Source organism: Pseudomonas frederiksbergensis, from assembly GCF_001874645.1.
GTDB lineage: Bacteria > Pseudomonadota > Gammaproteobacteria > Pseudomonadales > Pseudomonadaceae > Aquipseudomonas > Aquipseudomonas frederiksbergensis_B.
In genome coordinates, this window is record NZ_CP017886.1 from 3,752,094 (window position 1) to 3,777,500 (window position 25,407).

At 59.2% G+C, this 25,407-nt stretch carries 25 protein-coding genes (1 of these 25 cut by a window edge); 15 read left to right on the forward strand and 10 right to left on the reverse strand.

The window, feature by feature from the left end:
• Positions 1-237: 237 nt before the first annotated feature.
• From BLL42_RS18020 to dksA, 5 genes are all read right to left on the reverse strand, one after another.
• A complete protein-coding gene (locus tag BLL42_RS18020) occupies positions 238-1,674 on the reverse strand; it encodes a sigma-54-dependent transcriptional regulator (RefSeq protein WP_071553288.1) in 1,437 nt (478 codons plus the stop codon).
• Positions 1,675-1,696: 22 nt separating this feature from the next.
• A complete protein-coding gene (locus BLL42_RS18025) occupies positions 1,697-4,651 on the reverse strand; it encodes a sensor histidine kinase (protein WP_167368542.1) in 2,955 nt (984 codons plus the stop codon).
• Complete coding sequence (locus BLL42_RS29730) at positions 4,635-4,811, reverse strand: hypothetical protein (protein WP_003176118.1); 177 nt, start codon at positions 4,809-4,811, stop codon at positions 4,635-4,637. The genes BLL42_RS18025 and BLL42_RS29730 overlap by 17 nt, the downstream gene beginning before the upstream one ends.
• Before the next feature lie 77 nt (positions 4,812-4,888).
• A complete protein-coding gene (gene gluQRS, locus BLL42_RS18030; protein ID WP_071553290.1) occupies positions 4,889-5,785 on the reverse strand; it encodes a tRNA glutamyl-Q(34) synthetase GluQRS in 897 nt (298 codons plus the stop codon).
• A gap of 84 nt (positions 5,786-5,869) precedes the next feature.
• Entirely contained in the window at positions 5,870-6,313 is a 444-nt protein-coding gene (gene dksA, locus BLL42_RS18035; protein WP_071553291.1) for an RNA polymerase-binding protein DksA, read from the reverse strand.
• A 331-nt stretch (positions 6,314-6,644) separates the two neighbouring features.
• Here dksA and BLL42_RS18040 point away from each other — a divergent pair, with 331 nt between their 5' ends.
• Both BLL42_RS18040 and sfsA read left to right on the forward strand, forming a co-directional pair.
• Entirely contained in the window at positions 6,645-7,817 is a 1,173-nt protein-coding gene (locus BLL42_RS18040; RefSeq protein ID WP_071553292.1) for a pyridoxal phosphate-dependent aminotransferase, read from the forward strand.
• The gene (gene sfsA, locus BLL42_RS18045; protein ID WP_071553293.1) at positions 7,817-8,530 is read left to right on the forward strand and encodes a DNA/RNA nuclease SfsA; all 714 of its coding nucleotides are present in this window, start codon (positions 7,817-7,819) and stop codon (positions 8,528-8,530) included. Before BLL42_RS18040 ends, sfsA begins: the two co-directional genes overlap by 1 nt.
• A 28-nt stretch (positions 8,531-8,558) precedes the next feature.
• On the opposite strand, the gene BLL42_RS18050 is transcribed toward sfsA, so the two are convergent.
• Complete coding sequence (locus BLL42_RS18050; RefSeq protein ID WP_071553294.1) at positions 8,559-8,876, reverse strand: Rieske (2Fe-2S) protein; 318 nt, start codon at positions 8,874-8,876, stop codon at positions 8,559-8,561.
• Between the two features lie 185 nt (positions 8,877-9,061).
• Here BLL42_RS18050 and BLL42_RS18055 point away from each other — a divergent pair, with 185 nt between their 5' ends.
• From BLL42_RS18055 to BLL42_RS18070, 4 genes are read left to right on the forward strand one after another with little or no spacing between them, the layout of a single operon-like run.
• Positions 9,062-9,949, forward strand: coding sequence for a heme/hemin ABC transporter substrate-binding protein (locus BLL42_RS18055; RefSeq protein ID WP_071553295.1), 888 nt, complete (start codon positions 9,062-9,064; stop codon positions 9,947-9,949).
• 50 nt (positions 9,950-9,999) lie between these two features.
• Entirely contained in the window at positions 10,000-10,983 is a 984-nt protein-coding gene (locus BLL42_RS18060; protein WP_167368566.1) for a FecCD family ABC transporter permease, read from the forward strand.
• Positions 10,983-11,750, forward strand: coding sequence for a heme ABC transporter ATP-binding protein (locus BLL42_RS18065; RefSeq protein ID WP_071553297.1), 768 nt, complete (start codon positions 10,983-10,985; stop codon positions 11,748-11,750). The genes BLL42_RS18060 and BLL42_RS18065 overlap by 1 nt, the downstream gene beginning before the upstream one ends.
• A gap of 9 nt (positions 11,751-11,759) precedes the next feature.
• Positions 11,760-12,611 (forward strand): ChaN family lipoprotein, encoded by an 852-nt coding sequence (locus tag BLL42_RS18070; RefSeq protein ID WP_071553298.1) that lies wholly within the window; start codon positions 11,760-11,762, stop codon positions 12,609-12,611.
• A 252-nt stretch (positions 12,612-12,863) separates the two neighbouring features.
• Here BLL42_RS18070 and BLL42_RS18075 read toward each other — a convergent pair whose 3' ends face one another.
• The 3 genes from BLL42_RS18075 to BLL42_RS18085 all read right to left on the reverse strand — a co-directional run bounded on the left by BLL42_RS18075 (position 12,864) and on the right by BLL42_RS18085 (position 15,357).
• Positions 12,864-13,136 (reverse strand): TfoX/Sxy family protein, encoded by a 273-nt coding sequence (locus BLL42_RS18075; protein WP_071553299.1) that lies wholly within the window; start codon positions 13,134-13,136, stop codon positions 12,864-12,866.
• A gap of 228 nt (positions 13,137-13,364) precedes the next feature.
• Positions 13,365-13,709, reverse strand: coding sequence for a pentapeptide repeat-containing protein (locus tag BLL42_RS18080; RefSeq protein ID WP_071553300.1), 345 nt, complete (start codon positions 13,707-13,709; stop codon positions 13,365-13,367).
• 91 nt (positions 13,710-13,800) lie between these two features.
• Positions 13,801-15,357, reverse strand: coding sequence for a bifunctional aminoglycoside phosphotransferase/ATP-binding protein (locus BLL42_RS18085; protein ID WP_071553301.1), 1,557 nt, complete (start codon positions 15,355-15,357; stop codon positions 13,801-13,803).
• A 117-nt stretch (positions 15,358-15,474) separates the two neighbouring features.
• Between BLL42_RS18085 and mrcB the strand changes: the two genes are divergently transcribed.
• From mrcB to BLL42_RS18100, 3 genes are read left to right on the forward strand one after another with little or no spacing between them, the layout of a single operon-like run.
• Positions 15,475-17,799 (forward strand): penicillin-binding protein 1B, encoded by a 2,325-nt coding sequence (gene mrcB, locus BLL42_RS18090; RefSeq protein ID WP_071553302.1) that lies wholly within the window; start codon positions 15,475-15,477, stop codon positions 17,797-17,799.
• A gap of 16 nt (positions 17,800-17,815) precedes the next feature.
• Positions 17,816-18,574 (forward strand): tetratricopeptide repeat protein, encoded by a 759-nt coding sequence (locus tag BLL42_RS18095; protein ID WP_071553303.1) that lies wholly within the window; start codon positions 17,816-17,818, stop codon positions 18,572-18,574.
• Positions 18,574-18,909, forward strand: a complete 336-nt coding sequence (locus tag BLL42_RS18100) for a YqcC family protein (RefSeq protein WP_071553304.1) — start codon at positions 18,574-18,576, stop codon at positions 18,907-18,909. Before BLL42_RS18095 ends, BLL42_RS18100 begins: the two co-directional genes overlap by 1 nt.
• Before the next feature lie 18 nt (positions 18,910-18,927).
• Here the strand turns inward: BLL42_RS18100 and BLL42_RS18105 are convergent, their stop codons facing one another.
• Positions 18,928-19,350: a DUF4124 domain-containing protein gene (locus BLL42_RS18105; RefSeq protein ID WP_071553305.1), complete on the reverse strand. Its 423-nt coding sequence runs from the start codon at positions 19,348-19,350 to the stop codon at positions 18,928-18,930.
• Between the two features lie 399 nt (positions 19,351-19,749).
• On the opposite strand from BLL42_RS18105, the gene BLL42_RS18110 reads away from it, so the two are divergent.
• The 6 genes from BLL42_RS18110 to msrQ all read left to right on the forward strand — a co-directional run.
• Positions 19,750-21,474 carry an acetolactate synthase 3 large subunit gene (locus tag BLL42_RS18110; RefSeq protein ID WP_071555788.1) on the forward strand — a complete coding sequence of 575 codons (1,725 nt, stop codon included), beginning with the start codon at positions 19,750-19,752 and terminating at the stop codon, positions 21,472-21,474.
• A 2-nt stretch (positions 21,475-21,476) separates the two neighbouring features.
• The gene (gene ilvN / locus BLL42_RS18115; protein WP_003176102.1) at positions 21,477-21,968 is read left to right on the forward strand and encodes an acetolactate synthase small subunit; all 492 of its coding nucleotides are present in this window, start codon (positions 21,477-21,479) and stop codon (positions 21,966-21,968) included.
• 47 nt (positions 21,969-22,015) lie between these two features.
• Complete coding sequence (gene ilvC / locus BLL42_RS18120) at positions 22,016-23,032, forward strand: ketol-acid reductoisomerase (protein WP_003228216.1); 1,017 nt, start codon at positions 22,016-22,018, stop codon at positions 23,030-23,032.
• Between the two features lie 144 nt (positions 23,033-23,176).
• Entirely contained in the window at positions 23,177-24,034 is an 858-nt protein-coding gene (gene pssA / locus BLL42_RS18125; protein ID WP_071553306.1) for a CDP-diacylglycerol--serine O-phosphatidyltransferase, read from the forward strand.
• Positions 24,035-24,097: 63 nt separating this feature from the next.
• Entirely contained in the window at positions 24,098-25,111 is a 1,014-nt protein-coding gene (msrP, locus tag BLL42_RS18130) for a protein-methionine-sulfoxide reductase catalytic subunit MsrP (protein ID WP_071553307.1), read from the forward strand.
• On the forward strand, positions 25,111-25,407 hold the 5' portion of the coding sequence (gene msrQ / locus BLL42_RS18135; protein WP_071553308.1) for a protein-methionine-sulfoxide reductase heme-binding subunit MsrQ. 324 nt of this gene lie beyond the right edge of the window; the window shows 297 of its 621 coding nt (coding positions 1-297); it begins with the start codon at positions 25,111-25,113; the stop codon falls past the right edge of the window. Before msrP ends, msrQ begins: the two co-directional genes overlap by 1 nt.

Below are 25,407 nucleotides of genomic sequence, written 5' to 3' on the forward strand. Positions count from 1 at the left end.
ATTTTTATTGTCTTGTGCATTGCTTGTTATTGTTCTTGTACTAAACATATAGCAGGTGCCGTGCCAACTTTTTCGAAGCCCAGCAAAACAAGGGGTTAGGTGCCTGAATTGCTTTTTTAGGGCCAAAAAAAAGCCGGGGCTTCGTTACCGTAAGCCCCGGCTTCTGTTACGAGAAAAAGCTGCGGTAACAGTTTTTTCACACTGTCATGTGTTACTCGCACACTCGACAGCTGACGTTCAGCTCTCGCTGGTCACGCCGGTCTTGCGCCGCGGGATGCCCAGGCGCTGACGGCGCTCCCAGAGGCATTTGCGACTGACTCCGAGTTTGCGGGCCAGTTCGGTTTCGGTCATATGATCCTGGTGTTCGAGGACGAAGTGCTGGAAGTAGTCTTCCAGTGACAGGTCTTCGGTGGGCTCGTGGCTGGTGTTGCCGGTGCTGCCCTGTTGCGGTGCCAGGCCGATGAACTCGTCATCTTCAAGGTCGCTGAGCTCGATATCGATGCCCAGCAACTCGGCAGAAATCTCCGGGCTCTCACACAGGATGACGGCACGCTCGACGGCGTTTTCCAGTTCGCGCACGTTGCCCGGCCAGGAGTAATGACGAATCGCCTGTTCGGCGTCTGGAGCGAACTTCAGGTCGGTGCGATTCACGCGCGCACTCTGGCGGGCGAGGAACGCATTGGCGATTTCGTTGACGTCCGCGCCACGCTCGCGCAGGGCAGGCAGTTTCAGCGCGATCACGTGGAGACGGTAATACAAGTCTTCACGGAACTGGCCAATCTTGGCCAGGCTCTTCAGGTCACGGTGGGTCGCGGCGATCAGGCGTACGTCGACCTTCTGCGATTGCACCGAGCCCACGCGGCGGATTTCACCTTCTTGCAACACGCGCAGCAGGCGCGCCTGGGCTTCAAGTGGCAGTTCGCCGATCTCGTCAAGGAACAAGGTGCCGCCGTCGGCTGCTTCAACCAGGCCCGCGCGTCCGGCACTGGCACCGGTAAACGCGCCTTTCTCGTGGCCGAACAGCTCGGACTCGATCAGGCTTTCCGGAATGGCTGCGCAGTTTACAGAAATCATCGGCGCCTTGGCGCGCTTGGACAGGTTGTGCAGGGCGCGGGCCACCAGTTCTTTACCGGTGCCGGATTCGCCCTGAATCAGCACATTGGAATCGGTCGGGGCCACTTTACGGATTTTGCCGTACAGGTCCTGCATCGGTGGACAGGAACCGATGATGCCGATTTCGCCATTGCTGTTGTCGACAGCAGACTTCGCCGAGCCGTTGGCGGCTTTGCCGACCAAGGGTTCACCCACGGAGCTCTGCGCCGATTGCCGGTCACGCAGGATACGCGCGACGGCCTGGAGCATCTCGTCATGGTCGAAGGGCTTGGCGATGTAGTCCACCGCGCCCATCTTCATTGAGTCGACTGCCGAGCGCAGGCTGGCGTAGCTCGTCATGATCAGCACCGGCTTGCCCTGGCCCAGCTTGATCAGTTCGGTGCCCGGTGCGCCAGGCAGGCGCAGGTCACTGACAATCAGGTCGAACGTGGGAATGCTGAAGCGTTCTTGTGCTTCCTGCACTGAACCGGCTTCGCTGACCTGGTACTGGTTACGTTCCAGCAGGCGGCGCAAGGCGGAGCGGATAATTGTTTCGTCTTCGACGATCAAAATGTGCGGCATTGATTCGATTCTCTCGACGGTCTCAGTTCACAGCGGACGTCGCTTCGACATGACGCGGTAAGGTCACCCGGATACGGGTGCCGCGTTGGCTTTGTGTATCAGCCGGGCTGTCGATGGTGATTTGTCCATAATGCTCTTCAACGATGGAATAGACCAGTGCAAGGCCCAGACCGGTGCCTTCGCCAGGATCCTTGGTGGTGAAGAAGGGTTCGAACAATCGGTCCATGATGCTCGATGGGATACCGCTGCCTTCGTCTTCCACGATCAGATCGATCGTGTGTTCGCTGGCTTCACTTTTTACCCGTATCGCACTGCCGGCCGGCGATGCATCGCGGGCGTTGGACAGCAGGTTGATCAGCACCTGGGCGAGCCGCTGTGGGTCGCCATCGACCCAATGCTCGGGATCGCACAAGTTAAAGAACTGCACTTCGAAGTTGCGGCGGTTCAGCGCCAGCAGACCAATGGCGTCCTGGGCCACCTCGGCCAGACAGACCGGTTCGTCGTTGTGCTGGTGGCTGCCGGCGTGGGCGAAGCTCATCAGCGATTGAACGATGCGTGACACGCGTTTGGTCTGTTCGAGGATTTGCCCGCTGATTTCCTTCAGTTCGCTGTCTTCTTCGCGCTCTTCGCGCAGGTTCTGCGCCAGACACGCGATGCCGGTGATCGGATTGCCAATCTCATGGGCCACGCCGGCCGCCAGCCGACCGATACTCGCCAAACGTTCGGAGTGCACCAGTTTGTCTTCGAGCATCTGGGTTTCAGTCAGGTCTTCGACCAGCAACACCAGGCCGCTGTTACCGGGCGCGAGCGGTTCGTCGATCGCCGCTTTGTGCAGGTTCAGCCAGCGCGTCTGGCCGTCCAGGGCCAGGTGTTGTTTGTGCAAGTGCTCGTCCGGAAGGTTGATGAAGCCTTGCAGCAGCTCTTTCCACGGCTCGCCGAGGGTGCCCAGGCGTGAGCCAACCACACGCTGCGCGGCGATTCCGGTCAACTCCTCCATGGCTTTGTTCCACATGAGGATTTCCTGATCCTTGGCCAGCGAACAAACGCCCATCGGCAATTCTTGCAAGGTCTGGCGGTGATAGCGGCGCAGGGCATCGAGTTCGGCGGCAAGGCCGGTGAGGCGCGAGTGATAGTCCTCGAGACGGCTTTCGATGAAGTGAATGTCTTCGGTGACGTAGTTTTCACCGCCGGCCTTGTATGGCAGAAAGGTTTCGACCATGTCTTGCGCAACGCTCGGGCCCATCAGGCCGGAGAGGTTGGCTTCGATTCGGTCACGCAGTCGGCGCAAGGCGTACGGGCGGCGCTCGTCGAACGGCAGATAAAGATCACGCAGGGCCTGTTCGACTTCCTTTTGTGCAGCCTTGGCGCCGAGCGGTTTGGCCAGTTGGGTGGCGAATTCCTGGGGTGACGCGGCGTGCAGTTCACGGCGTTGCGGGCGATGCACGTTGTCCACTGCACAGGCTTCGGCGGCGCTGGCTTCTTCGGTGCTGGCGTTGGTGAACAGCGAGATCAGCGTGAACATCAGCACGTTGGCCGCCAGCGACGCGATCGCCGCCATGTGCCAACTGGTGTCGTCGAGCACGTAGATCATGTTCAGCAACGGGATATAGAAGCCTTGCAGGTTGCCGACCAGCGGCAACAGCATGGTCACCAGCCAGACCAGAATCCCCGCCAGCAACCCGGCGATGAAGCCGCGACGGTTGGCGGTTGGCCAATACAGGACGGACAGTACGCCGGGCAAAAACTGCAGGGTGGCAACGAACGCGACGATGCCCAGGTTGGCCAGATCCTGTTCGGCGCCCAGCAGCAGATAGAAACCATACCCGGCCATGATGATCGCGACGATCAAGGCGCGGCGGGTCCATTTCAGCCAGCGGTAGATGTTGCCTTCGGCAGGCGGCTGATAAAGCGGCAGCACCAGATGGTTCAGGGCCATCCCGGACAGTGCCAGGGTGGTGACGATGATCAACCCGCTGGCAGCCGACAACCCGCCAACGTAGGCCAGCAGTGCCAGGGCTTTGCTGTTGGCGGCAATGCCGATGCCGAGGGTGAAGTATTCCGGGTTAGTGGTGGCGCCGAGTTTCAGGCCTGCCCAGAGAATCAGCGGTACGGCCAGGCTCATCAGCAGCAAGAACAGCGGCAAGCCCCAGCTCGCGCTTACCAGCGAGCGCGGGTTGAGGTTTTCGGTGAACGTCATGTGGTACATGTGCGGCATCACGATCGCCGAGGCGAAGAACACCAGCAGCAGCGTGCGCCATGGACCTTCTTGCAGCGGCGTGTGCAGGGCGGCGAGGGCGGTCTGGTTTTGCAGCAACCAGACTTCCAGCTGTTGCGGGCCGTCGAACACGCCGTACAAGGCGTAAAGCCCGACGCCGCCAATCGCGATCAGTTTGATCACCGATTCAAAGGCAATCGCGAACACCAGGCCTTCGTGCTTCTCCCGGGTCGCAATATGCCGCGAACCGAAGAAAATCGTGAACAGGGTGATCAGCGCACAAAAACTCAGGGCGACCCGATGCTGAACCGGTTCATGGGTGAGGATGCCGATCGAGTCGGCCACGGCTTGAATCTGCAGCGCCAGCAACGGCAGCACGCCGATCAGCATGAAAATTGTGGTCAGAGCGCCGGCCCAGGTACTGCGGAAACGAAACGCAAACAGGTCGGCCAAAGAAGAAAGCTGATAGGTGCGGGTGATCTTCAGAATCGGGTACAGCAACACCGGCGCCAGCAGAAACGCCCCGGAGACCCCGAGGTAACTGGACAGAAAGCCGTAACCGTATTGATAGGCCAGACCGACCGTGCCGTAGAACGCCCAAGCGCTGGCGTAGACACCCAAGGACAAGGTGTAGGTCAGCGGGTGGCGAATGATCGCTCGCGGGATCATTCCGCGTTCGCTGATCCAGGCAACACCAAACAGTACCGCCAGGTAGGCGGCACTGATCAGGATCATCTGGGTCAGGCTAAAGCTCATCGGCATCTTTTTGGCTCTGCAGGATGAAGGTCACGACGATCAGAATCAGCCACAGCAGATACGGGCGATACCAGGCGCCAGTGGCGTCGATCCACCAGTCCATGATGGCTGGGGAGAACAGATAGATCCCCACTACCAGAAGCAGGACCAAGCGATAGATGTACATCCCGGCCTCTCTTTATTGTGTGCGTGCCCGAAAACGTGCGGCGATGGTAACGGATGGGCGCCAAGCTGCAAGCTTAGTCAGCGTAATTGCGCTTCGGGCAATGTCAGTGTGCGCGGGATTAGCATCGCATCCCAGTGCCTGATGCCCCAGTTCAGTACTTCCCGGGGGCTGGCGTCGTCGAGTGCGCGGCCAGGTTTTTGCCCCAGCGCGCGCAGGGCGCGCAGCAACAGGGGCGTGGCCTGATCTTCGGTCAATGGCGGCGAGCGATAGGACTTGCCGAGCTTGTTGCCGTCTGGCTGGGTAATCAGCGGCAGGTGCAAATAGCGCGGTTGCGGCAGGCCGAGCAGTTCTTGCAGGTACAACTGGCGCGGGGTGGAATCGAGCAAGTCGGCACCGCGGACAATATCGGTGATGCCTTGCCAGGCATCGTCGAGTACCACCGCCAGCTGATAGGCATAGAGCCCGTCGCGCCGACGGATCACGAAGTCGCCGACCTCGCGGCCCAGGTGCTGGCGGTACTCGCCTTGCACGCGGTCGGTGAAGTGATATTCCAACTCCGGGACGCGCAAGCGGATCGCCGCGTCTTCGCTGGCGTGACCGGCGTTGCGGCACAGGCCTGGGTAAATCCCGTGATAAGGCGCCAGTTTTTTGCGCGAGCAGGTGCAGGCGTAGGCCAGGCCGTGATTGAACAGTTGATTCAACACCTGCGCGTAGGCGTCGTGACGGTCGCTCTGGCAGACCATTTCGCCGTCCCATTCGAAACCGTAGCTTTCCAGTGCCTTGAGGATCGCCGCCTGGGCGCCGGGCTCTTCCCGAGGCGGGTCGAGGTCTTCCATGCGCAACAGCCAACGGCCGCCGACCGAGCGGGCGTCAAGGTACGAGGCCAATGCCGCGACCAGCGAGCCGAAGTGCAGGTGTCCACTGGGGGTGGGAGCGAAGCGCCCGATGTAGGCGACGGATTTAATGGCAGTCATGGGCGCGATGTTTATTGAAAGAACAAAACGGTCAGAAACAAAAACGGAGCGTTCGCACGCTCCGTTCTTCGTTCAAGTCGAGGCTTATTTGCCGACTTGCTTTTCCTTGATTTCTGCAAGGGTCTTGCAGTCGACGCACATGTCGGCGGTAGGGCGGGCTTCGAGACGGCGAATGCCGATTTCAACGCCACACGACTCGCACCAACCGTATTCTTCGTCTTCGATCAGTTGCAGGGTCTTGTCGATTTTCTTGATCAGCTTGCGCTCGCGGTCGCGGGCACGCAATTCAAGGCTGAATTCTTCTTCCTGACTGGCACGGTCGGCCGGGTCGGGGAAGTTGGCCGCTTCGTCCTTCATGTGATCAACAGTACGGTCGACTTCCTGCATCAAGTCCTGTTTCCACTTGTTCAGGATCTTGGTGAAGTGAGCGCGCATGGGCTGGCCCATGTACTCCTCACCCTTCACTTCTTTGTAGGGTTCGAAGCCGCTGATCGACTGGTTTTGCTGTTGCTTTGCTTGGGTGGGCATGAAATGGACCGCCTCTACTCTTGTAATCCATTGCGCAGGATTGCTCCATCACCGACACCTGCCGGCCCTGCGGCTGCAAGCGGGCGAACTTACCAGATCAAATCGGAGCGCGCTACTCCCGGATGTCGAGGCTGCGGTCCGTAAGGCTTGCAAATGTTTGCAAAGCCTTGTCTGGTGGGTCTGGAGACCTGATCAGATATTGATTTTAGTCAATCCTGAGCCTTATGTATCAGCTCTTTTACGGGTGAACTTTCGGTTGTGACCGCTTTAGGTTCTCGCTCGTTCCTGCGCTTGGGTAGAATCAATTTTTTCCCCCGTTGAAGGAAGGCTAATGGCTCAGCCCTACAGTGCGCGTAGCCGCGCTATCGAACCTTTCCATGTCATGGCATTGCTGGCGCGCGCCAATGAGTTGCAAGCGGCCGGGCACGACGTGATTCACCTGGAAATCGGCGAACCGGACTTCACCACCGCCGAGCCGATCATCAAGGCCGGCCAGGCTGCGCTGACGGCGGGGAAAACCCGTTACACCGCCGCTCGCGGTATTCCAGAGCTGCGGGAAGCCATTTCGGGCTTCTATCAGCAACGTTACGGGCTGAACATCGACCCGCAGCGCATCCTGATCACGCCGGGCGGTTCTGGCGCGTTACTGTTAGCCAGCGCCTTGCTGGTCGATCCGGGGAAGCACTGGCTGCTGGCCGACCCGGGTTACCCGTGCAACCGGCATTTCCTGCGGCTGGTGGAAGGCGCGGCGCAACTGGTGCCGGTCGGCCCGGACGTGCGCTATCAACTGACGCCGGGCCTGGTCGAGCGCTACTGGGACCACGACAGCGTTGGTGCACTGGTCGCTTCACCGGCCAACCCGACCGGGACCGTCCTGACCCGCGAGGAACTGGCCGGGTTGTCAGCAGCCATCAAGCAGCGCCATGGCCATCTGGTGGTGGACGAGATCTATCACGGCCTGACCTACGGCACCGACGCTGCCAGCGTGCTGGAAGTCGATGACAGCGCTTTTGTGCTGAACAGTTTCTCCAAGTATTTCGGCATGACCGGCTGGCGGCTGGGTTGGCTGGTCGCTCCGGCGGCGGCTGTCGGCGAGCTGGAAAAACTCGCGCAGAACCTTTACATCAGTGCGCCGAGCATGGCTCAGCACGCCGCTCTGGCCTGCTTCGAGCCGGACACCCTGAGCATTCTCGAAGAGCGTCGGGCCGAGTTCGGGCGCCGCCGGGACTTTCTGCTGCCTGCCTTGCGTGAATTGGGTTTCGGGATTGCCGTGGAGCCGGAAGGCGCCTTCTATCTGTATGCGGACATCAGTGCCTTTGGCGGTGATGCATTTGCCTTCTGCCGGCACTTCCTGGAAACCGAACACGTCGCCATCACCCCGGGCCTGGATTTTGGTCGGTATCAGGCCGGTCATCATGTGCGGTTCGCTTACACCCAGAGCCTGCCGCGTTTGCAGGAAGCGGTGGCGCGGATTGCCCGTGGCTTGCGGAGCTGGCAAGGCTGATGCACTTCAATCCTCCTCTCGAAGAAGGTCGGCTGATCCGACGTTACAAGCGTTTTCTCGCTGATATCGAAACCGTTGGCGGCGAGTTGCTGACCATTCACTGTCCCAACACGGGCTCGATGTTCAACTGCATGGTCGAAGGCGGGCAGGTCTGGTTCAGCCGTTCCAACGATCCGAAACGCAAGTTGCCCGGCACCTGGGAAATCAGCGAGACCCCGCAAGGGCGGCTGGCCTGCGTCAACACGGCGCGGGCCAATACGTTGATCGAAGAAGCGCTGCGTGACGGTTTGATCACCGAGCTCAATGGCTTCATCGGGCTCAAACGTGAAGTGCCGTATGGTCAGGAAAACAGCCGCATCGATTTTCGTCTCGACTACCCGAGCGGCCCGGCCTTCGTTGAAGTCAAAAGCGTCACGCTGGGCTTCGACGGTTCAGCGGTCGCAGCGTTTCCCGATGCGGTGACGCAGCGTGGCGCCAAGCATCTGCGCGAGTTGGCGTGCCTGGCGCGGGACGGTATCCGCGCGGTGCAGTTGTATTGCGTCAATCTGACGGGCATCGACGCGGTGCGTCCGGCCGAGGAGATCGATCCGGGGTACGCGGCCGCTTTGCGTGAGGCGAAAGCAGCGGGGGTTGAAGTGTTGGCGTACGGCGTGAGCCTGACCTCGCACGAGGTGCGCGTCGACCGTCGTCTGGAGGTGTTCCTGAGCTCTTGAAGATATGAGCTCCTGAGGAGAGTAGTTCTTAAGATTGAACCCAGATTCCCTGGCTGTCTTCGCGACACACCCGGGCGCTGAGGGATTGCCCGGCGCAGGGGCCGGCCACGCATTCACCGCTCTCGATCAGAAACAATGCGCCATGGGTGGCGCACTGGATCAGGCTGGCGCTGGGGTCGAGGAACTGGTCGGGATGCCACTCCAGCCCGACACCGCGATGCGGGCAGCGATTTTCATATACATAGACCTGGCCTTCACGGCGCACGGCAAACAGCTTCTGGCCGTCGATCTCGAAACCACGGCTGCTGGCATCGACCAGCTCGGCGCTGGTGCAAAGAAACTTCATGACTATCCTCAAGTGCCGAAGGCTCTGGCCTCTGGCGGTTGTGCGTGCGCGTTCACTGGTTAGCAAATGTGTCTGCGCTTGACGTGCAAATGCAAACAATTATCAAATGAGTGTTTCGCCCGTGGTGGTTGCGTAGCTGATGACGCCTTGATCCTGCGGGAAAACTCCTCAAAGGAAACCCTGTTATGCGCCTGAGTACCAGCGCTATTGCGCTCTGTGTCGGACTTTTGGTCAACCATGGGGCTCAAGCGACCGAATTGCCGCAACGCTGGGTCAGTGCTGGCGGCGCGCTGTCGGAGTGGGTGAGTGCGTTGGGCGGCGAGTCGAAACTGGTCGGTGTCGACAGCACCAGCCAACATCCCGAATCGTTCAAGGGCTTGCCGAGTATCGGCTATCAACGGCAATTGTCGGCGGAGGGCGTTCTGAGTTTGCGTCCACAGATTCTTGTTGGCACCGAAGAAATGGGCCCGTCGCCGGTGTTGTCGCAGATTCGCAGTGCCGGTGTGCAGGTTGAACTGTTCTCTGCGCAGGCGGACCTGCCAACCCTGCAAGGCAACTTGCAGCACCTGGGTAAGTTGCTCGGTAGCGAGCCGCAGGCCACGGCGTTGTTCCAAGGTTATCAACAGCAACTTGAACAGCAGAAAGCCTGGGTCCGCCAGGCTCAGGTCAAGCAGAAGGCGCCGGGTGTGTTGTTACTGCTGGGGCACGCTGGTGGCAAACCGCTGATCGCCGGCAAGGACACCGCAGCCGATTGGCTGTTGCAACAGGCGGGTGGACATAACCTGGCGACCCATACCGGTTACAAACCTTTTTCTGTCGAGTCCCTGGCCGGCCTGACGCCAGACGTGTTGGTGTTTGCCGACCGGGCGCTGACCGGTGACGCCGCGCGTGCCGCACTATTCAAGGAAAACCCGATTCTTGCTTCGACTCCGGCAGCCAGGGCCGGGCGGGTGTTCGAGCTGGACCCAACGCTGTTGGTTGGCGGCTTGGGGCCGCGCTTGCCGGAAAACCTGGTGAAGTTGTCCGCCGGGTTCTATCCCGCTGAATCGGCCAAGGCAAACATCGCGCCATGAGTACTCTGGTCAAACCTCGTTCGTTGTTCATTGGGCTGAGTCTGCTGTGTTTGTTGGCGATCTGGTTGTCATTGGCCCTGGGCCCGGTCAGCTTGCCACTGCTCGATACCTTGCGCGCCGCGCTGCGGATGATTGGATTGCCGGTTCCTGCTGAAGGGCTGGAGCAGGCCGAGCTGATTCTGGGGCAGATTCGCTTGCCGCGTACCTTGCTCGGTCTGGCGGTGGGCGGGGTGCTGGCCTTGTCCGGCGTGGCGATGCAGGGGTTGTTCCGCAACCCGCTGGCGGATCCGGGGTTGGTCGGCGTTTCCAGTGGTGCAGCGCTGGGCGCGGCGATTGCGATTGTCGGCGGCGCGCTGTTTGGCGGCTTGCCTGAGGCGATCGGCCCGTATCTGTTATCGCTGTGTGCGTTCCTTGGCGGACTCGGAGTTACCGCGCTGGTTTACCGTCTCGGTCGGCGTAACGGCCAGACCAACGTGGCAACCATGTTGCTGGCGGGCATCGCCCTGACGGCACTGGCCAGCTCGGCGGTGGGTTTGTTCACTTATCTGGCGGACGATGCAACCTTGCGTACGCTGACCTTCTGGAACCTGGGCAGCCTGAATGGCGCCAGCTATGCGCGACTCTGGCCACTGCTGCTGGTGAGCGCCGCGGTAGCGCTGTGGTTGCCGCGTCGGGCCAAGGCGCTGAATGCGCTGTTGCTCGGTGAGTCCGAGGCCAGCCATTTGGGGATCAATGTCGAAGGCCTCAAGCGTGAGCTGGTGTTCTGCACTGCACTGGGCGTCGGCGCCGCTGTTGCGGCGGCGGGGATGATCGGTTTTGTCGGGCTGGTGGTGCCGCATCTGGTGCGACTGCTGGCGGGGCCCGATCATCGCGTGCTGTTACCGGCCTCTGTCCTGGCGGGCGCCAGCCTGTTGCTGTTTGCCGATCTGGTGGCGCGGCTGGCGCTGGCTCCGGCTGAATTGCCGATTGGCATCGTTACGGCGTTTATCGGCGCACCGTTCTTCCTGTATTTGCTGTTACGAGGTCGCGCCTGATGCTTCGAGTGGAAAATCTGCAGATCTGCCGCGGCAAAAAAATCGTCCTGGCAGACATCGATCTTGAGCTCAAGCCCGGGGAAGTCCTCGGAGTGCTGGGCCCCAACGGCGCGGGCAAAAGCACGTTGCTCGGTGCTTTGTGTGGCGAGTTACGTGCGGATCATGGATATGTCTGGCTTGATCAACGGGAACTGAGCGATTGGGATGGCGCAGAACGGGCGCAACGCTTGGCGGTATTGCCGCAGACCTCGACCCTGGATTTTGCGTTCCGCGTCGAGGAAGTGGTCGGTATGGGGCGTTTGCCTCATCAAACAGGTCGGATGCGCGATGACGAAATTATCGCTGCCGCCTTGCAGGCCGCCGATGTCGGGCATTTGAGTGGCCGCAGTTACCTGGCCCTGTCCGGTGGCGAGCGCCAGCGTGTGCACCTGGCGCGGGTATTGGCGCAGCTTTGGCCGGGGGAGGCCGGGCAAACCTTGCTGCTCGACGAGCCGACGTCGATGCTCGATCCGTTGCATCAGCACACCACCTTGCAGGCGATTCGTGAGTTCGCCGATCGCGGGGCAGCGGTGCTGGTGATTCTGCATGATCTGAATCTGGCGGCGCGTTATTGTGATCGTATTCTGCTGCTCGAAGGTGGCCGTCCGCATGCGCTGGACACACCGCAGCAGGTGCTGCGGCCGGAACCGCTCAAAGCCGTGTTCGGGCTGGATGTATTGGTGCAGCCGCACCCGGAGCGCGGGCATCCGCTGATCATCGCCCGTTGAGGTGACCTCATGCGTGGGATATTGATTCTGGCGCTGTTGTTACTGGGCGCCTGTCAAAACATGACGCCCAGTGCCATGGATCCACCGGCTGGCGTGATTCGCGATCTGCACAGCGGTCAGCGTCTGAGCGCACAAACGCTGGTCGAACGGTTGGCCGCGGCGCCACGGGTGATCGTTGGCGAGCAGCACGACAATCCTGATCACCATCATGCGCAACTGTGGTTATTGCAGGCATTGGCCCAGCGCCGGGCCCAGGGCAGTGTGTTGCTGGAAATGCTGACGCCGGATCAGCAGAAGCGCGTCGATGAGGTCCATGCGTTGAGCGTTGCTCGCTGGCCTGCCGATTTGCCGGCGGCACTGGCCTGGCAATCGGGTTGGGACTGGAACCTGTATGGGCCGATTGTGCGGTATGCCCTGGCTCAGCCTTATCCGTTACTGGCGGCGAATCTGGACTCGGCGGACGTTCGGCGCATTTATAAGCAAGCGCCGGCCGTGAGCGGGACCCGGTCGAATACGGCAGCGGTCAAGAATGAGCTGCTGGCGCAAATTCGCGAGTCTCATTGCGGGTTGTTGCCCGAAAGCCGGATGTCGGCGATGCTGGCGGTTCAGCAACAACGTGATCGGCAGATGGCCGAGCGACTGCTGGCAGCACCCGCGCCAGCGCTGCTGTTTGCCGGTGCTTATCACGCGCGGCTGGACATTGGCGTGCCGGTACATGTGCAGGATCTGGGTGACCGTTCGGCGCCTGTGGTGGTGATGTTGGCGGAGAAGGGGGCGGAGGTCTCGTCGGCTTCGGCTGATTATGTCTGGTACACGGCAGCCCGACCCGCACAGGACTATTGCGCGCAAATGCGTCAGTAAGCAGTCGACGTATCTCGCGAAGTACTGTTCGACAGACAAAAAAAGACCCGGCAAGAGCCGGGTCAAATAACCGTGATTAGCCTGATGAGGAGATAATCTGAGAGTCCGAACCAATGGCCTTTCAGAAGATCAGCTGATCTCGCGATCAGTTGCGATAATCATAACGATTCTCATTTCTAAGTCAATCGATGTTTTCTGAATTCTTTTCTCTTTCGCCAAACACGTGTTCGAATTGCCCGTAAATGCTGGGCTTTAGACCTTGTGACGTGACGAAATGGCGTCGAGCTGTTTATTGAGTGCGTCCTTACGTTCGGCGGGGATGTCGTTCCAGTGCACGTCCATCAGCGCCCCCTCAATCGCATACAACAACACCTTCGATGCACGAAACCCGCGAGTGCGCACTGCCCGATAAGCATCCACTGCGCCCAGGCGGCGCAAGTCCGAGGCACTATGGATGCCCGCGGCATGTAGCCATTGCGCCGACGTCTTGCCAAGGTTTTTCAGGTGTTGCAGTTCATCATTCATCAAGCCTCCTTGCGACAGCCGAAGAGTGCGTGGGCGAGTCTTAAAGGAGTGTAGCGGTCAGCAGGAAAAGCGTGGTTGTTTGGTCAGTTTGAACGCAAAAGCTTCTAAGGCGTTCTGCCAGAGAGTACTGGAAAGGGCTGTGAGGGCAGTAGGAGAGGACTTTGAAAGGCAATGCAACAGGTAGTCCGGCGCGGAGTGGAGGCGCCGGACTTCAGGTGACGGCAGGTGTTATCGGGCGCGGTAGCGCAGGCGAGTACCGAAATTCATCGACATGAGAATTTCGTCAGCGCTCAGCTCGGGCGGGAAGTAGGTGCCGGAGATTTGCGCGTGGGCCAGACTCGCACCTTCCAGAGAGGCATTGCGAAAGTCGATGCCACGCAGGTCGGCAGAGCGAAAATAAGCGTCGCTGAAGTCGATACCTTCGGCATCCAGTTCGCGCAGGTCGAGGCCGCGGAAATCGCCACCGACCATATCGATAGGTCCGGACTTGGGCCTTTCGCGATTGAAACCGGTGATGTCATCTTTGTGCAGCAGGGCAAATAGCGGAGTATCGAGAAGTTTTGGCTGGCTCATGGGACGTCACCTGTTGGTTTTATGACGCCATTATAGTGCCACTATTTTGCAGGCGTGAAGCCGGTTAGGGCTTCGCGCCTGAAATAGTTTCTTACAGCCCCGGCAGACGCTGACGAATCTGCGCGACCACGGTGTCGAGGGTCCCGCTTTCATTGGTCTGAACACGTTTGCTGCAAAGAATCTCTGCCGGTGTCAGCGGCTCGCGATTGGCTTGTTGAGCGGCGATAACAGCCAGATTGGCGTCAGATGGATCGTTCTTATCTGCCTGACGCTGCGCCAGCCAACTCTCGATCACGGCTTGTGGCGCATTGCAATCAAGGATCAGGAACGGCGCGCCCGTCGCTTCGGCGATCTTTGCCGCGCTATCGCGTTGTTCACGCTTGAGGTAAGTCGCGTCGATGACCACCGGGAAACCGGCGCGCAGAATCACGTCAGCGATTTCATGCAGGCGGGTATAGGTGGCGGCGCTGGCGTCGGTGCTGTAGATACCGGCTTGCGGGTCGTTCGGTACGTGCTGTTCGCCGAACAGACGCTTGCGCTCGACATCGGAACGCAGGCGAATCGCTCCCAGTGCTTCTACCAGTCTCATGGCTACGTGGCTTTTGCCGACAGCGGAAACACCGTGGGTGATCGCCATGAAGCGTGATGGAATAGTGCTATAGCTTTCCGCCAGGTTGGCGTAGTTGCGGTACTGACGCAGGGTCGTGGCGCGCTGCAGCGGATCAGCCTCGGCGGGCATGCTGAACAGGCTGACCTTGGCACGAACCAGTGCGCGGTAGGCTTTATAGAAGTTCAGCAGCTCAAGGCCCTGATAATCGCCAGTCAGTTCCAGGTACTGGCTCATGAAGCGGCGAGCCAGGCTTTTCAGACCACGGTCTTCGAGGTCCATCGCCAGGAAACCGGAGTCGGCATAGACGTCGGTGAAGCGGAACGGTTCGTTGAATTCGATGCAGTCGAAAATCACCACGTTGCCGTCGATCACGGTGGCGTTGCCCAAATGGATGTCACCGTGGCATTCGCGGATGAAACCTTCGGCCTTACGTTGGGCCAATAGGGGTTTCAGGCGTTCGAAGCTGCTTTCGGCCCAGGCTTGCAGGGCGTCGAGTTGCAGCAGGTCGGCTTTTTCGCTGAGGAATGGGCGGATCTGTTCGAAGTTCTGCCGCACAGGCGCCATGACGCTTTCAGGCGTGCCAGCTTCATGAGCTGCCGGAACCTTCGGTGCGCTGAGGTGAAACCGGGCGATCTGCTTGGCCATCTCGTCAATGTGCGCGGTCGTCAGTTCACCATTGGCTTGCAGGGTGCTGAGCAACTGGCTTTGCGGGAACTGGCGCATTTTCAGCGCGTAATCGAGCACTGGACCGGTGCCACCAAATTGAGGCGCTTCAACGCTGCCGGTGATCGGCAACACTTCAAGATACAAATCGCTGGTCAGGCGCTGGTTCAGTCGCAGTTCTTCGCCGCAGAAATGTTCGCGCGACTCGAGACCCGTGAAGTCGAGGAAGCCGAAATTGACCGGCTTCTTCACTTTATAAGCGTAGGGGCCAGTGAGCAGCACCCAGGAGATGTGCGTCTCGATGACCTGGAATCCATCTACAGGATGTGGGTAGAGGGCCGGGTTTTGCAGGGCAGCGATCAGGGACTGGCTCACAGGTGATCCTTCAGAGTCTGGGAAAATTCAAGGGCAACATTATGGCGGCAAGCCGGGCTAACGCAAACCTCGCCGGGCTCATGTTGATCAGGAATAAAGTGCGTATAATCCGCCGCCATGACTCGTACCCGATCCCCTCGTTCCCCTAAAAAACCTCCTTCTAGCGGCTTGCGCCCCTGGTTAGGCTGGGCTCTGAAGCTCAGTCTGGTCGGCCTCGTGGTGCTGGCAGGCTTCGCGGTTTACCTTGACGCTGTGGTCCAGGAGAAGTTTTCCGGCAAGCGCTGGACCATTCCGGCCAAGGTTTATGCGCGCCCGCTCGAGCTGTTCGTCGGACAGAAGTTGAGCAAGGATGACTTTCTCGTCGAGCTCGACGCCCTGGGTTATCGTCGCGAAAGCGTGGCCAATGGACCGGGCGCGGCATCGGTCAACGGCAATACCGTCGATTTGAACACCCGTGGCTTCCAGTTCTATGAAGGCCTGGAGCAGGCTCAACCGGTACGTGTGCGTTTCTCGGGCGATTACGTCGCCGAGCTGTCGTCGACCAACGGTTCAAAACTGTCGGTGGTGCGCCTTGAGCCGCTGTTGATTGGTGGCCTTTATCCGAAAAACCTCGAAGACCGCATCCTGATCAAGATCGATCAGGTGCCACCGTATCTGCTCGATACGCTGGTGGCGGTGGAGGACCGCGACTTCTATCACCACTTCGGTGTGTCGCCGAAGTCGATCATGCGGGCCATTTGGGTCAACACCTCGGCCGGGCAAATGCGTCAGGGCGGTAGTACGTTGACGCAGCAACTGGTCAAGAACTTCTACCTGACCAACGAGCGCAGCCTGAGCCGTAAGCTGACCGAAGCGATGATGGCGATGCTGCTGGAGCTGCACTACAAAAAGCCGGACATTCTTGAGGCTTACCTCAACGAAGTGTTCATCGGTCAGGACGGGCAGCGTGCCGTCCACGGCTTCGGTCTGGCCAGTCAGTTCTTCTTCAGTCAGCCGCTGTCCGAACTCAAGTTGCATCAAGTCGCGTTGCTGGTGGGCATGGTCAAAGGGCCGTCCTATTACAACCCGCGTCGCTACCCGGAGCGCGCGCTTGAGCGACGCAATCTGGTGCTCGATCTGCTGGAACAGCAAGGTGTCGCCACCGCCGAGCAAGTCGCTGCTGCGAAGCAGATGCCGCTGGGCGTAACCAAGCGCGGCAGCCTGGCAGACAGCTCGTTCCCAGGCTTCCTCGATCTGGTCAAGCGCCAGCTGCGCGAAGACTACCGCGACGAAGACTTGACCGAAGAGGGCCTGCGGATTTTCACCAGCTTCGACCCGATCCTGCAGATGAAGGCTGAAGCCTCGGTAAACGATACGTTCAAGCGCCTTGCCGGCCGTAAAGGTTCGGAAGACGTTGAAGCGGCGATGGTCGTGACCAACCCTGAAACCGGTGAAGTCCAGGCCATGATCGGTAGCCGTCAGGCGAGTTTCGCCGGCTTCAACCGCGCGCTGGATGCGGTGCGGCCAATCGGTTCCCTGATCAAGCCGGCGGTGTACCTGACTGCGCTCGAAAAGCCGAGCCAGTACACGTTGACCAGTTGGCTGTCCGATGAGTCCTTCTCGGTAAAAGGTGCGGATGGTCAGGTATGGAAGCCGCAGAACTATGACCGTCGTTCCCACGGTACGGTTTTCCTGTACCAGGGTCTGGCGCATTCCTACAACCTGTCGACTGCGCGTCTGGGTCTGGAAGTCGGTGTGCCGAACGTCCTGAAAACCCTTGCACGTCTGGGCGTTACCCGTGAGTTCCCGGCGTTCCCGTCGATGTTGCTGGGTGCCGGTGGCTTGACGCCGATTGAAGTGGCAACCATGTACCAGACCTTGGCCAACGGCGGTTTCAACACGCCGATGCGTGGGATTCGTAGCGTACTGACCGCCGAAGGTCAGCCGCTCAAGCGTTATCCGTTCCAGATTCAGCAGCGTTTCGATCCGGCATCCATCTACCTGATCCAGAGCGCCATGCAGCGCGTGATGCGTGAAGGTACTGGCAGCTCGGTCTATAACGTGCTGCCCAAGACTTTGACGCTGGCGGGCAAAACCGGTACCAGTAACGACTCGCGAGACAGCTGGTTCGCCGGTTTCAGTCAGGATCTGCTGGCGGTAGTCTGGTTGGGGCGCGATGACAACGGCAAGACGCCGTTCACCGGCGCCACGGGTGCGCTGCAAGTCTGGACCAGTTTCATGCGCAAGGCCGACCCGCTGCCGCTGGATATGCCGCAGCCGGATAACATCGTTCAGGCCTGGGTCGATTCGCGTACCGGGCAGGGCTCTGAAGCCAGCTGCCCAGGCGCAGTGCAGATGCCGTATATTCGCGGCAGCGAACCGCCTCCCGGCGCTGCATGCGGTGGTTCAAGCCCTGCATCAGGTGAATCGGTGATGGATTGGGTCAAGGGCTGGATGAATTAAGCGAAGAGGGTTTCAAGTGAACAAGTGGTTTATTCCAGCGGTTACGGTGACAGCTCTGGCTTTGCTCAGCGGCTGCTCCAGTGTGCAGCATGGCTCGATTCCAGTGGTCGACTCCGGTACGGCGGTGTCCAACAGTGAGCGGATCTCTGCCAATGGCGGTTTCCGCAAAACTACCGTGAAACGTCCGGCACAAGCCCAGACTCAGTCGATCCCACAGGGTGACACTGGCGTGGTGGTGATGATACCGGGTGGCGGCGCGACGACTTCGACGCCAATCAGCACTCAACCGATCAGCCCTGGCCCGATCAGCTCCGGTCCGATTACTCCGGGTCCGATTGACAGCGCACCGATCCAGTCGGCACCGATCAATCAGGGTAACTACAGCATGCCATCGACGCCGAGCGGGATTCCCTCCGCCAGCAGTGCCGGTGGTTTGTCTGCCGACGAGCAGCTGGACGGTCCGGTGTTGGCCTTGCTGACCACCGCTCAGCAGCAACAGGCGGGCGGCGATCTCAATGGCGCGTCCTCCAGCCTTGAGCGTGCTCAGCGGGTTGCCCCGCGTGAGCCGCAAGTGCTTTATCGTCTGGCACAAGTGCGCCTGGCCCAGGGTGATGCGGCACAAGCCGAGCAGTTCGCTCAGCGTGGTTTGACGTTTGCCAGTGGGCGCCCGGACCTTCAAGCAAGCCTGTGGGGTTTGATTGCCCAGGCGCGTGAAAAACAGGGCGACTCCGCAGGCGCGGCGCTGGCTCGTCAAAAGGCCAAGGTTTCGCTCTGATGGATGTACGATTTCCGAAGATCGCCGAACAGCTGTTGCTGATCGAGCGCGAGTTGCGTCTTCAGGGTTGGTGGGACGAGCTCCCGCCAAGTGCTGAGGCGCTGGCCAGTGTCGAACCATTTTCCGTCGATACGCTGGATTTTGAGCAGTGGCTGCAATGGATCTTCCTGCCACGCATGAAGGCCATCCTCGAGAACGACCTGCCACTGCCGAACGCTTCGGGCATTCAGGAGATGGCCGAGATGGTCTTCGCTGCGCGCAATGTCCAGGGCAAGGATCGGCAGCTGCAGGTCCTGCTCAAAGAGTTCGATCAGCTCATCACTGCCTCCCGCTAAGCCGGAAACTGCCAGTGCCTACTGGCAGTTATCCTTGATCTGTTTTTGTGCTTCGGTGATGCGCTCCTGACGCTGTTGGTCTGTCAGGCGACGCATCTCACCGTCGACGTCCTCGCGTAATCTTGGGTTGTTCTGCAGTTGAGCCAGGTTCGTTCGTACCTGTTCGCAGAACGTCTTCAACTGGGCCTGCTGCCCGGCGATCTGCTTTCTCACGGTGTTGTCGACGGCCTGTTGATCGCCTATCGCGCTGCTGCGCGGTGGCACGGTCGGTTTGCCGGCCGGCAGGGTGGGCGTGACCACGGTGGTGGCTGGCTGGTCCTGAGGCGGCTGAGCATCGAAATGGGTAACGCCTTGGCCGTCGATCCATGTGTAGATCGGACTGGCCATGCACAAAGGGCTAAGGCCAATCAGCAGACTGGCTGTGAAGAAGAACGTTCGCATGCCGTTTCCTTGTCGTAGGTTGCGCAATTGAAGCTAACACACCTGCTGTTTAAAGGTTTTTTCTTGCGTTCTCATGTGCTTAGTTCGAATAAAGCACATTGACGGCTTGACTTGCAGAGGGCGAAACAGAAGAATCCAAAGTCCGCTGTAGAGGGACTGCCAGAAGCAGACCCGCTCGGCAGATCATGAGGCGCACATCCGCGCCGACCTGTTACACCCGCAACGCGTTACCTCGCGCTGGGTGGGAAAGCCCCGCAACACTTGGGACGATCCCAATACTTGCTCAGTCAGTGCTGACGTAGTCGGCGACCACCGTCGCTCATGCTCTGCTGAGAAGTAAACCTATTAAGACCCGTCCCCTTATGTGGGCGGTATTCTGGCGTTTTAGAGGTGAACAACGTGGAGCTTTTATCTGGCGGTGAGATGCTCGTCCGCTTTTTGCGTGACGAAGGCGTCAAATATATCTACGGGTACCCGGGTGGTGCTCTCCTTCATGTATACGATGCCCTGTTCAAAGAACCGGAAGTGACCCACATCCTGGTTCGTCACGAACAGGCTGCGACCCATATGGCTGACGGCTATGCCCGTGCTACCGGTAAAGCCGGCGTAGTACTGGTGACCTCTGGCCCGGGCGCAACCAACGCCATCACCGGTATTGCCACGGCCTATATGGACTCCATTCCGATGGTGATCATTTCCGGCCAGGTGCCTAGCACCATGGTAGGCACCGATGCGTTCCAGGAAACCGACATGATCGGTATCTCCCGGCCGATCGTGAAACACAGCTTCATGATCAAGCACGCGTCGGAAATCCCGGAAGTCATGAAGAAAGCGTTCTACCTGGCGCAATCCGGTCGTCCTGGTCCTGTCGTGGTCGATATCCCGAAAGACATGACCAACCCGGCCGAAAAGTTCGAATACGTCTTCCCGAAAAAAGCCAAGCTGCGTTCCTACAGCCCGGCAGTTCGTGGTCACTCCGGGCAAATCCGCAAGGCAGCAGAAATGCTTCTGGCGGCCAAGCGTCCTGTGCTTTATGCAGGCGGCGGCGTGATCCTCGGCGGTGGCTCCGCGCCGCTGACCGAACTGGCTCAAATGCTCAACCTGCCAGTGACCAACACCCTGATGGGCCTGGGTGCCTACCCTGGCACCGACCGTCAGTTCATCGGCATGCTCGGCATGCACGGTAGCTACACCGCTAACCTGGCCATGCACCACGCTGACGTGATTCTTGCTGTCGGCGCGCGTTTCGATGACCGTGTGATCAACGGCCCGGCCAAATTCTGCCCGAACGCCAAGATCATTCATATCGACATCGACCCGGCTTCGATTTCCAAGACCATCAAGGCAGACGTGCCTATCGTAGGCCCGGTTGAGAGCGTCCTGACCGAAATGGTCGCGATCCTCAAGGAGATCGGCGAGACCCCGAACAAGGAATCCGTTGCCAGTTGGTGGAAGCAAGTCGATGAATGGCGCGGCGATCGTGGCCTGTTCCCTTATGAAAAGGGCGACGGCAGCGTCATCAAACCGCAAACCGTGATCGAAACCCTGTGCGAAGTGACCAAGGGCGATGCCTTTGTGACCTCCGACGTGGGCCAGCACCAAATGTTCGCGGCGCAGTACTACAAGTTCAATAAGCCGAACCGCTGGATCAACTCCGGTGGCCTGGGCACCATGGGCTTCGGTTTCCCGGCGGCTATGGGCATCAAGTTGAGCTTCCCGGATGTCGACGTCGCCTGCGTGACGGGCGAGGGCAGTATCCAGATGAACATTCAGGAACTGTCCACCTGTCTGCAATACGGTTTGCCGGTAAAAATCGTCATCCTGAACAACGGTGTTCTGGGTATGGTTCGCCAGTGGCAAGACATGAGTTACGGCAGTCGTCACTCGCACTCCTACATGGAGTCGCTGCCTGACTTCGTCAAGCTGGCAGAGGCTTATGGTCACGTCGGCGTGCGCATTACCGACTCGAAGGATTTGAAGTCGAAGATGGAGGAAGCGTTCGCGATGAAAGATCGCTTGGTGGTGCTCGATATTTCGGTCGACACCAGCGAGCACGTCTATCCGATGCAGATCAAAGACGGCTCCATGCGCGATATGTGGCTGAGCAAGACGGAGCGTACGTAATCATGCGGCATATTATTTCCTTGCTTCTGGAAAACGAACCGGGCGCTCTGTCTCGTGTAGTCGGCCTGTTCTCGCAGCGCAACTACAACATCGAAAGCCTGACCGTGGCACCTACCGAAGATCCGACCCTGTCGCGTCTGACGTTGACCACTGTTGGCCACGATGAGGTCATCGAGCAGATCACCAAAAACCTGAACAAGTTGATTGAAGTGGTCAAGCTGGTAGACCTGTCGGAAAGCGCTCACATCGAGCGTGAACTGATGCTGGTCAAGGTCAAGGCCACCGGCGCCCAGCGCGCCGAGATCAAACGCACTACCGATATTTATCGTGGGCAGATCGTCGATGTCAGCGCCAGCGTGTATACCGTTCAACTGACCGGTACCAGCGACAAGCTCGACAGTTTCATTCAGTCGATCGGCACTGCCTCGATTCTGGAAACCGTACGCAGTGGCGTCACCGGGATTGCCCGCGGCGACAAAGTACTCAGCATTTAAACCAAATTAGCGAATGGCCTCAGGGCCTGGATATATAGGGGAAATTCATGAAAGTTTTCTACGATAAAGACTGCGACCTGTCGATCATCCAGGGCAAGAAAGTTGCCATCATCGGTTACGGCTCCCAGGGCCACGCTCAAGCGTGCAACCTGAAGGATTCCGGCGTCGACGTTACTGTTGGTCTGCGTAAAGGTTCGGCCACTGTTGCCAAAGCCGAAGCTCACGGCCTGAAAGTGACTGACGTTGCTTCCGCTGTTGCTGCTGCCGACCTGGTCATGATCCTGACCCCGGACGAGTTCCAGTCTTCCCTGTACAAGAACGAAATCGAGCCGAACATCAAGAAAGGCGCCACCCTGGCCTTCTCCCACGGCTTCGCGATCCACTACAACCAGGTAGTGCCGCGCGCTGACCTCGACGTGATCATGATCGCGCCGAAGGCTCCGGGCCACACCGTGCGTTCCGAGTTCGTCAAGGGCGGCGGTATCCCTGACCTGATCGCTATCTATCAGGATGCTTCCGGCAACGCCAAAAACGTTGCACTGTCCTACGCTGCTGGCGTGGGTGGCGGTCGTACCGGCATCATCGAAACCACCTTCAAGGACGAAACCGAAACCGACCTGTTCGGCGAACAAGCCGTTCTGTGCGGCGGTACCGTTGAGCTGGTCAAGGCTGGTTTCGAAACCTTGGTTGAAGCTGGCTACGCGCCAGAAATGGCCTACTTCGAATGCCTGCACGAACTGAAGTTGATCGTTGACCTCATGTACGAAGGCGGTATCGCCAACATGAACTACTCGATCTCCAACAACGCTGAGTACGGCGAGTACGTCACCGGCCCTGAAGTCATCAACGCTGAATCCCGTCAGGCCATGCGCAATGCCCTGAAACGTATTCAGGACGGCGAATACGCCAAGATGTTCATCAGCGAAGGTGCTACCGGCTATCCTTCGATGACCGCCAAGCGTCGTAACAACGCTGCGCACGGCATCGAGATCATCGGCGAGCAACTGCGCTCGATGATGCCGTGGATCGGCGCCAACAAAATCGTCGACAAAGCCAAAAACTAAGTCACGAGCGTGTACAGAAAACGCGGCTTAGGCCGCGTTTTTTCGTTTGAGGGGTCGGTTCTGGTATAAAGCTGCATCGTTTGCGGCCGAACCGTTGTCGCAGACACCTGTCGAAACTTTCCACACCGTTGCAAGGTAATGTCCATGAGCGAACGTCCCGAAGAGCCAAGCCAGGCCTCTGACGCCGAAAGCCTGCTACCCATCGATGAGCATGTCGAAGAGGGGCATGACGCTGAAGGCCGTAAAGTCCGGCATCGTGGTATCTATCTTCTGCCGAATCTGTTCACCACTGCGAACCTGTTTGCAGGGTTCTATTCCATCATCAACTCGATGAGCGCCCAGAGCGCCTTGAGTGCGGGTGATGCTGCAAGCGCGAGCAAGTACTTTGCTTTCGCTGCGATCGCGATTTTCGTCGCCATGGTCCTCGACGGCCTCGATGGCCGGGTTGCTCGCATGACCAATACCCAGAGCGCCTTCGGTGCCGAGTACGACTCGCTGTCGGACATGGTTGCCTTTGGTGTCGCGCCGGCGTTGCTGGCATTCGGCTGGGCACTGGGGGATATGGGCAAGGTTGGCTGGATGGTTGCCTTCATTTATGTCGCGGGAGCGGCATTGCGTCTGGCGCGCTTCAACACTCAGGTCGGCACTGCGGACAAGCGTTACTTCATCGGCCTGGCCAGTCCGGCCGCGGCGGGTGTGGTCGCAGGCATTGTCTGGGCGTTCAGCGATTACGGGATTCAGGGCTCCAAGATGTCCTTCCTCGTTGCGCTGATGGTTGCAGCCGCTGGCATGCTGATGGTCAGCAATATCAAGTACAACAGCTTCAAGGAGCTGGACCTGAAAGGGCGCGTACCTTTCGTGGCGATCCTGGCTGTGGTGCTGGTTTTTGCGGTGGTCTTCAGTGATCCGCCACGCATTCTGCTGCTGGTTTTCCTTGCTTACGCTGCTTCTGGTCCGGTGCAGTACCTGCTGCGTCTTCGTCGGCACAAAAACGCCGAGTGATGTAATTTCCCTCATACTCCGCAGTCTATTGGTGCATCTGTCCTCCAATTCTGCGGAGTTGCCATGTTGTTCAAGTTTCCCAAGTCGTCCGACTGCCAAGAGTCGGACGTCACGCCTGAGTCTCTTTACCTCTCTCGTCGCAGTGTGCTTGGCGGTGCTATCGCCGGAATAGCCGTCAGCAGCCTGCCGCGTTGGGCCAGCGCCGACAATGCTGCTCGATACGCGGATGTCGAGCCGGGTAAGGCGCCTACCTGGTTTTCCGAAAAACTCCCTGCAACCAAGTGGGGGGCGGTCACCGTCAAGGATGAGGCGATCACGCCGTTCAAGGATGCGACCCACTACAACAACTTCTATGAGTTCGGCACCGACAAGGGCGATCCCGCGCAGAACGCTGGTGCACTGAAAACCGAGCCGTGGTCTGTAGTTGTCGATGGCGAGGTGAGTAAACCAGGGCGTTATGCGCTGGAGGACTTCGTGAAACCCTATCAGTTGGAGGAGCGCATCTATCGTCTGCGTTGTGTAGAAGCTTGGTCGATGGTCATTCCGTGGATCGGCTTCCCGGTCTCGGCGCTACTCAGTCAGGTCGAGCCGACCTCCAAGGCCAAATACATTCGCTTTGAAACCCTGCAGGACCCCAAGACCATGTCGGGGCAGCGCTCTGGCTTTGGCCTGATCGACTGGCCTTATGTAGAAGGGCTGCGTCTGGATGAGGCGATGAATCCACTGGCTATTCTTGCCGTTGGCATGTATGGCCGCGAGTTGCCAAACCAGAACGGCGCTCCGTTGCGTTTGGTGGTGCCTTGGAAATACGGGTTCAAGAGCGTCAAATCTATCGTGCGTATCAGTCTGGTCAGCGAGCAGCCGAAAACCACTTGGCAGAGCATCGCGTCCGATGAGTATGGTTTTTACGCAAACGTCAATCCGACGGTTGATCACCCGCGCTGGACTCAGGCCAGGGAGCGGCGCCTGCCTAGCGGGCTGTTCAAGCCCAATGTGCGTGACACGCAGATGTTCAACGGCTACTCGGACGAAGTTGCCTCTCTATATACAGGTCTCGATCTGAGGAAGAACTACTGATGCGCTTTCCGGCGTGGCGCGTTAGCGTCTTTATAGTCGCGGCGGTGTGGCCGTTACTCTGGTTGTACGAAGCCTGGAGTTTTGCCTTGGGGCCGGATCCGGGAAAAGTGCTGGTTGATCGATTGGGGTTGGGAGCGCTGATCCTACTGTTGATCACCTTGAGTATGACGCCTATACAGAGGCTGACAGGATGGGTGGGGTGGATTGCTGTTCGGCGACAGCTCGGATTATGGTGCTTCGCTTATGTTGTTCTGCATCTGAGTGCCTATCTGGTTTTTATTCTCGGTCTTGATTGG

Bases quoted from the DNA above. Each gene is read 5' to 3' on its own strand.
- BLL42_RS18020 (WP_071553288.1), bottom strand. From the start codon at position 1,674: ATGCCGCACATTTTGATCGTCGAAGACGAAACAATTATCCGCTCCGCC.
- BLL42_RS18025 (WP_167368542.1), bottom strand. From the start codon at position 4,651: ATGCCGATGAGCTTTAGCCTGACCCAGATGATCCTGATCAGTGCCGCC.
- BLL42_RS29730 (WP_003176118.1), bottom strand. From the start codon at position 4,811: ATGTACATCTATCGCTTGGTCCTGCTTCTGGTAGTGGGGATCTATCTG.
- gluQRS (WP_071553290.1), bottom strand. From the start codon at position 5,785: ATGACTGCCATTAAATCCGTCGCCTACATCGGGCGCTTCGCTCCCACC.
- dksA (WP_071553291.1), bottom strand. From the start codon at position 6,313: ATGCCCACCCAAGCAAAGCAACAGCAAAACCAGTCGATCAGCGGCTTC.
- BLL42_RS18040 (WP_071553292.1), top strand. From the start codon at position 6,645: ATGGCTCAGCCCTACAGTGCGCGTAGCCGCGCTATCGAACCTTTCCAT.
- sfsA (WP_071553293.1), top strand. From the start codon at position 7,817: ATGCACTTCAATCCTCCTCTCGAAGAAGGTCGGCTGATCCGACGTTAC.
- BLL42_RS18050 (WP_071553294.1), bottom strand. From the start codon at position 8,876: ATGAAGTTTCTTTGCACCAGCGCCGAGCTGGTCGATGCCAGCAGCCGT.
- BLL42_RS18055 (WP_071553295.1), top strand. From the start codon at position 9,062: ATGCGCCTGAGTACCAGCGCTATTGCGCTCTGTGTCGGACTTTTGGTC.
- BLL42_RS18065 (WP_071553297.1), top strand. From the start codon at position 10,983: ATGCTTCGAGTGGAAAATCTGCAGATCTGCCGCGGCAAAAAAATCGTC.
- BLL42_RS18070 (WP_071553298.1), top strand. From the start codon at position 11,760: ATGCGTGGGATATTGATTCTGGCGCTGTTGTTACTGGGCGCCTGTCAA.
- BLL42_RS18075 (WP_071553299.1), bottom strand. From the start codon at position 13,136: ATGAATGATGAACTGCAACACCTGAAAAACCTTGGCAAGACGTCGGCG.
- BLL42_RS18080 (WP_071553300.1), bottom strand. From the start codon at position 13,709: ATGAGCCAGCCAAAACTTCTCGATACTCCGCTATTTGCCCTGCTGCAC.
- mrcB (WP_071553302.1), top strand. From the start codon at position 15,475: ATGACTCGTACCCGATCCCCTCGTTCCCCTAAAAAACCTCCTTCTAGC.
- BLL42_RS18100 (WP_071553304.1), top strand. From the start codon at position 18,574: ATGGATGTACGATTTCCGAAGATCGCCGAACAGCTGTTGCTGATCGAG.
- BLL42_RS18105 (WP_071553305.1), bottom strand. From the start codon at position 19,350: ATGCGAACGTTCTTCTTCACAGCCAGTCTGCTGATTGGCCTTAGCCCT.
- ilvN (WP_003176102.1), top strand. From the start codon at position 21,477: ATGCGGCATATTATTTCCTTGCTTCTGGAAAACGAACCGGGCGCTCTG.
- ilvC (WP_003228216.1), top strand. From the start codon at position 22,016: ATGAAAGTTTTCTACGATAAAGACTGCGACCTGTCGATCATCCAGGGC.
- pssA (WP_071553306.1), top strand. From the start codon at position 23,177: ATGAGCGAACGTCCCGAAGAGCCAAGCCAGGCCTCTGACGCCGAAAGC.
- msrP (WP_071553307.1), top strand. From the start codon at position 24,098: ATGTTGTTCAAGTTTCCCAAGTCGTCCGACTGCCAAGAGTCGGACGTC.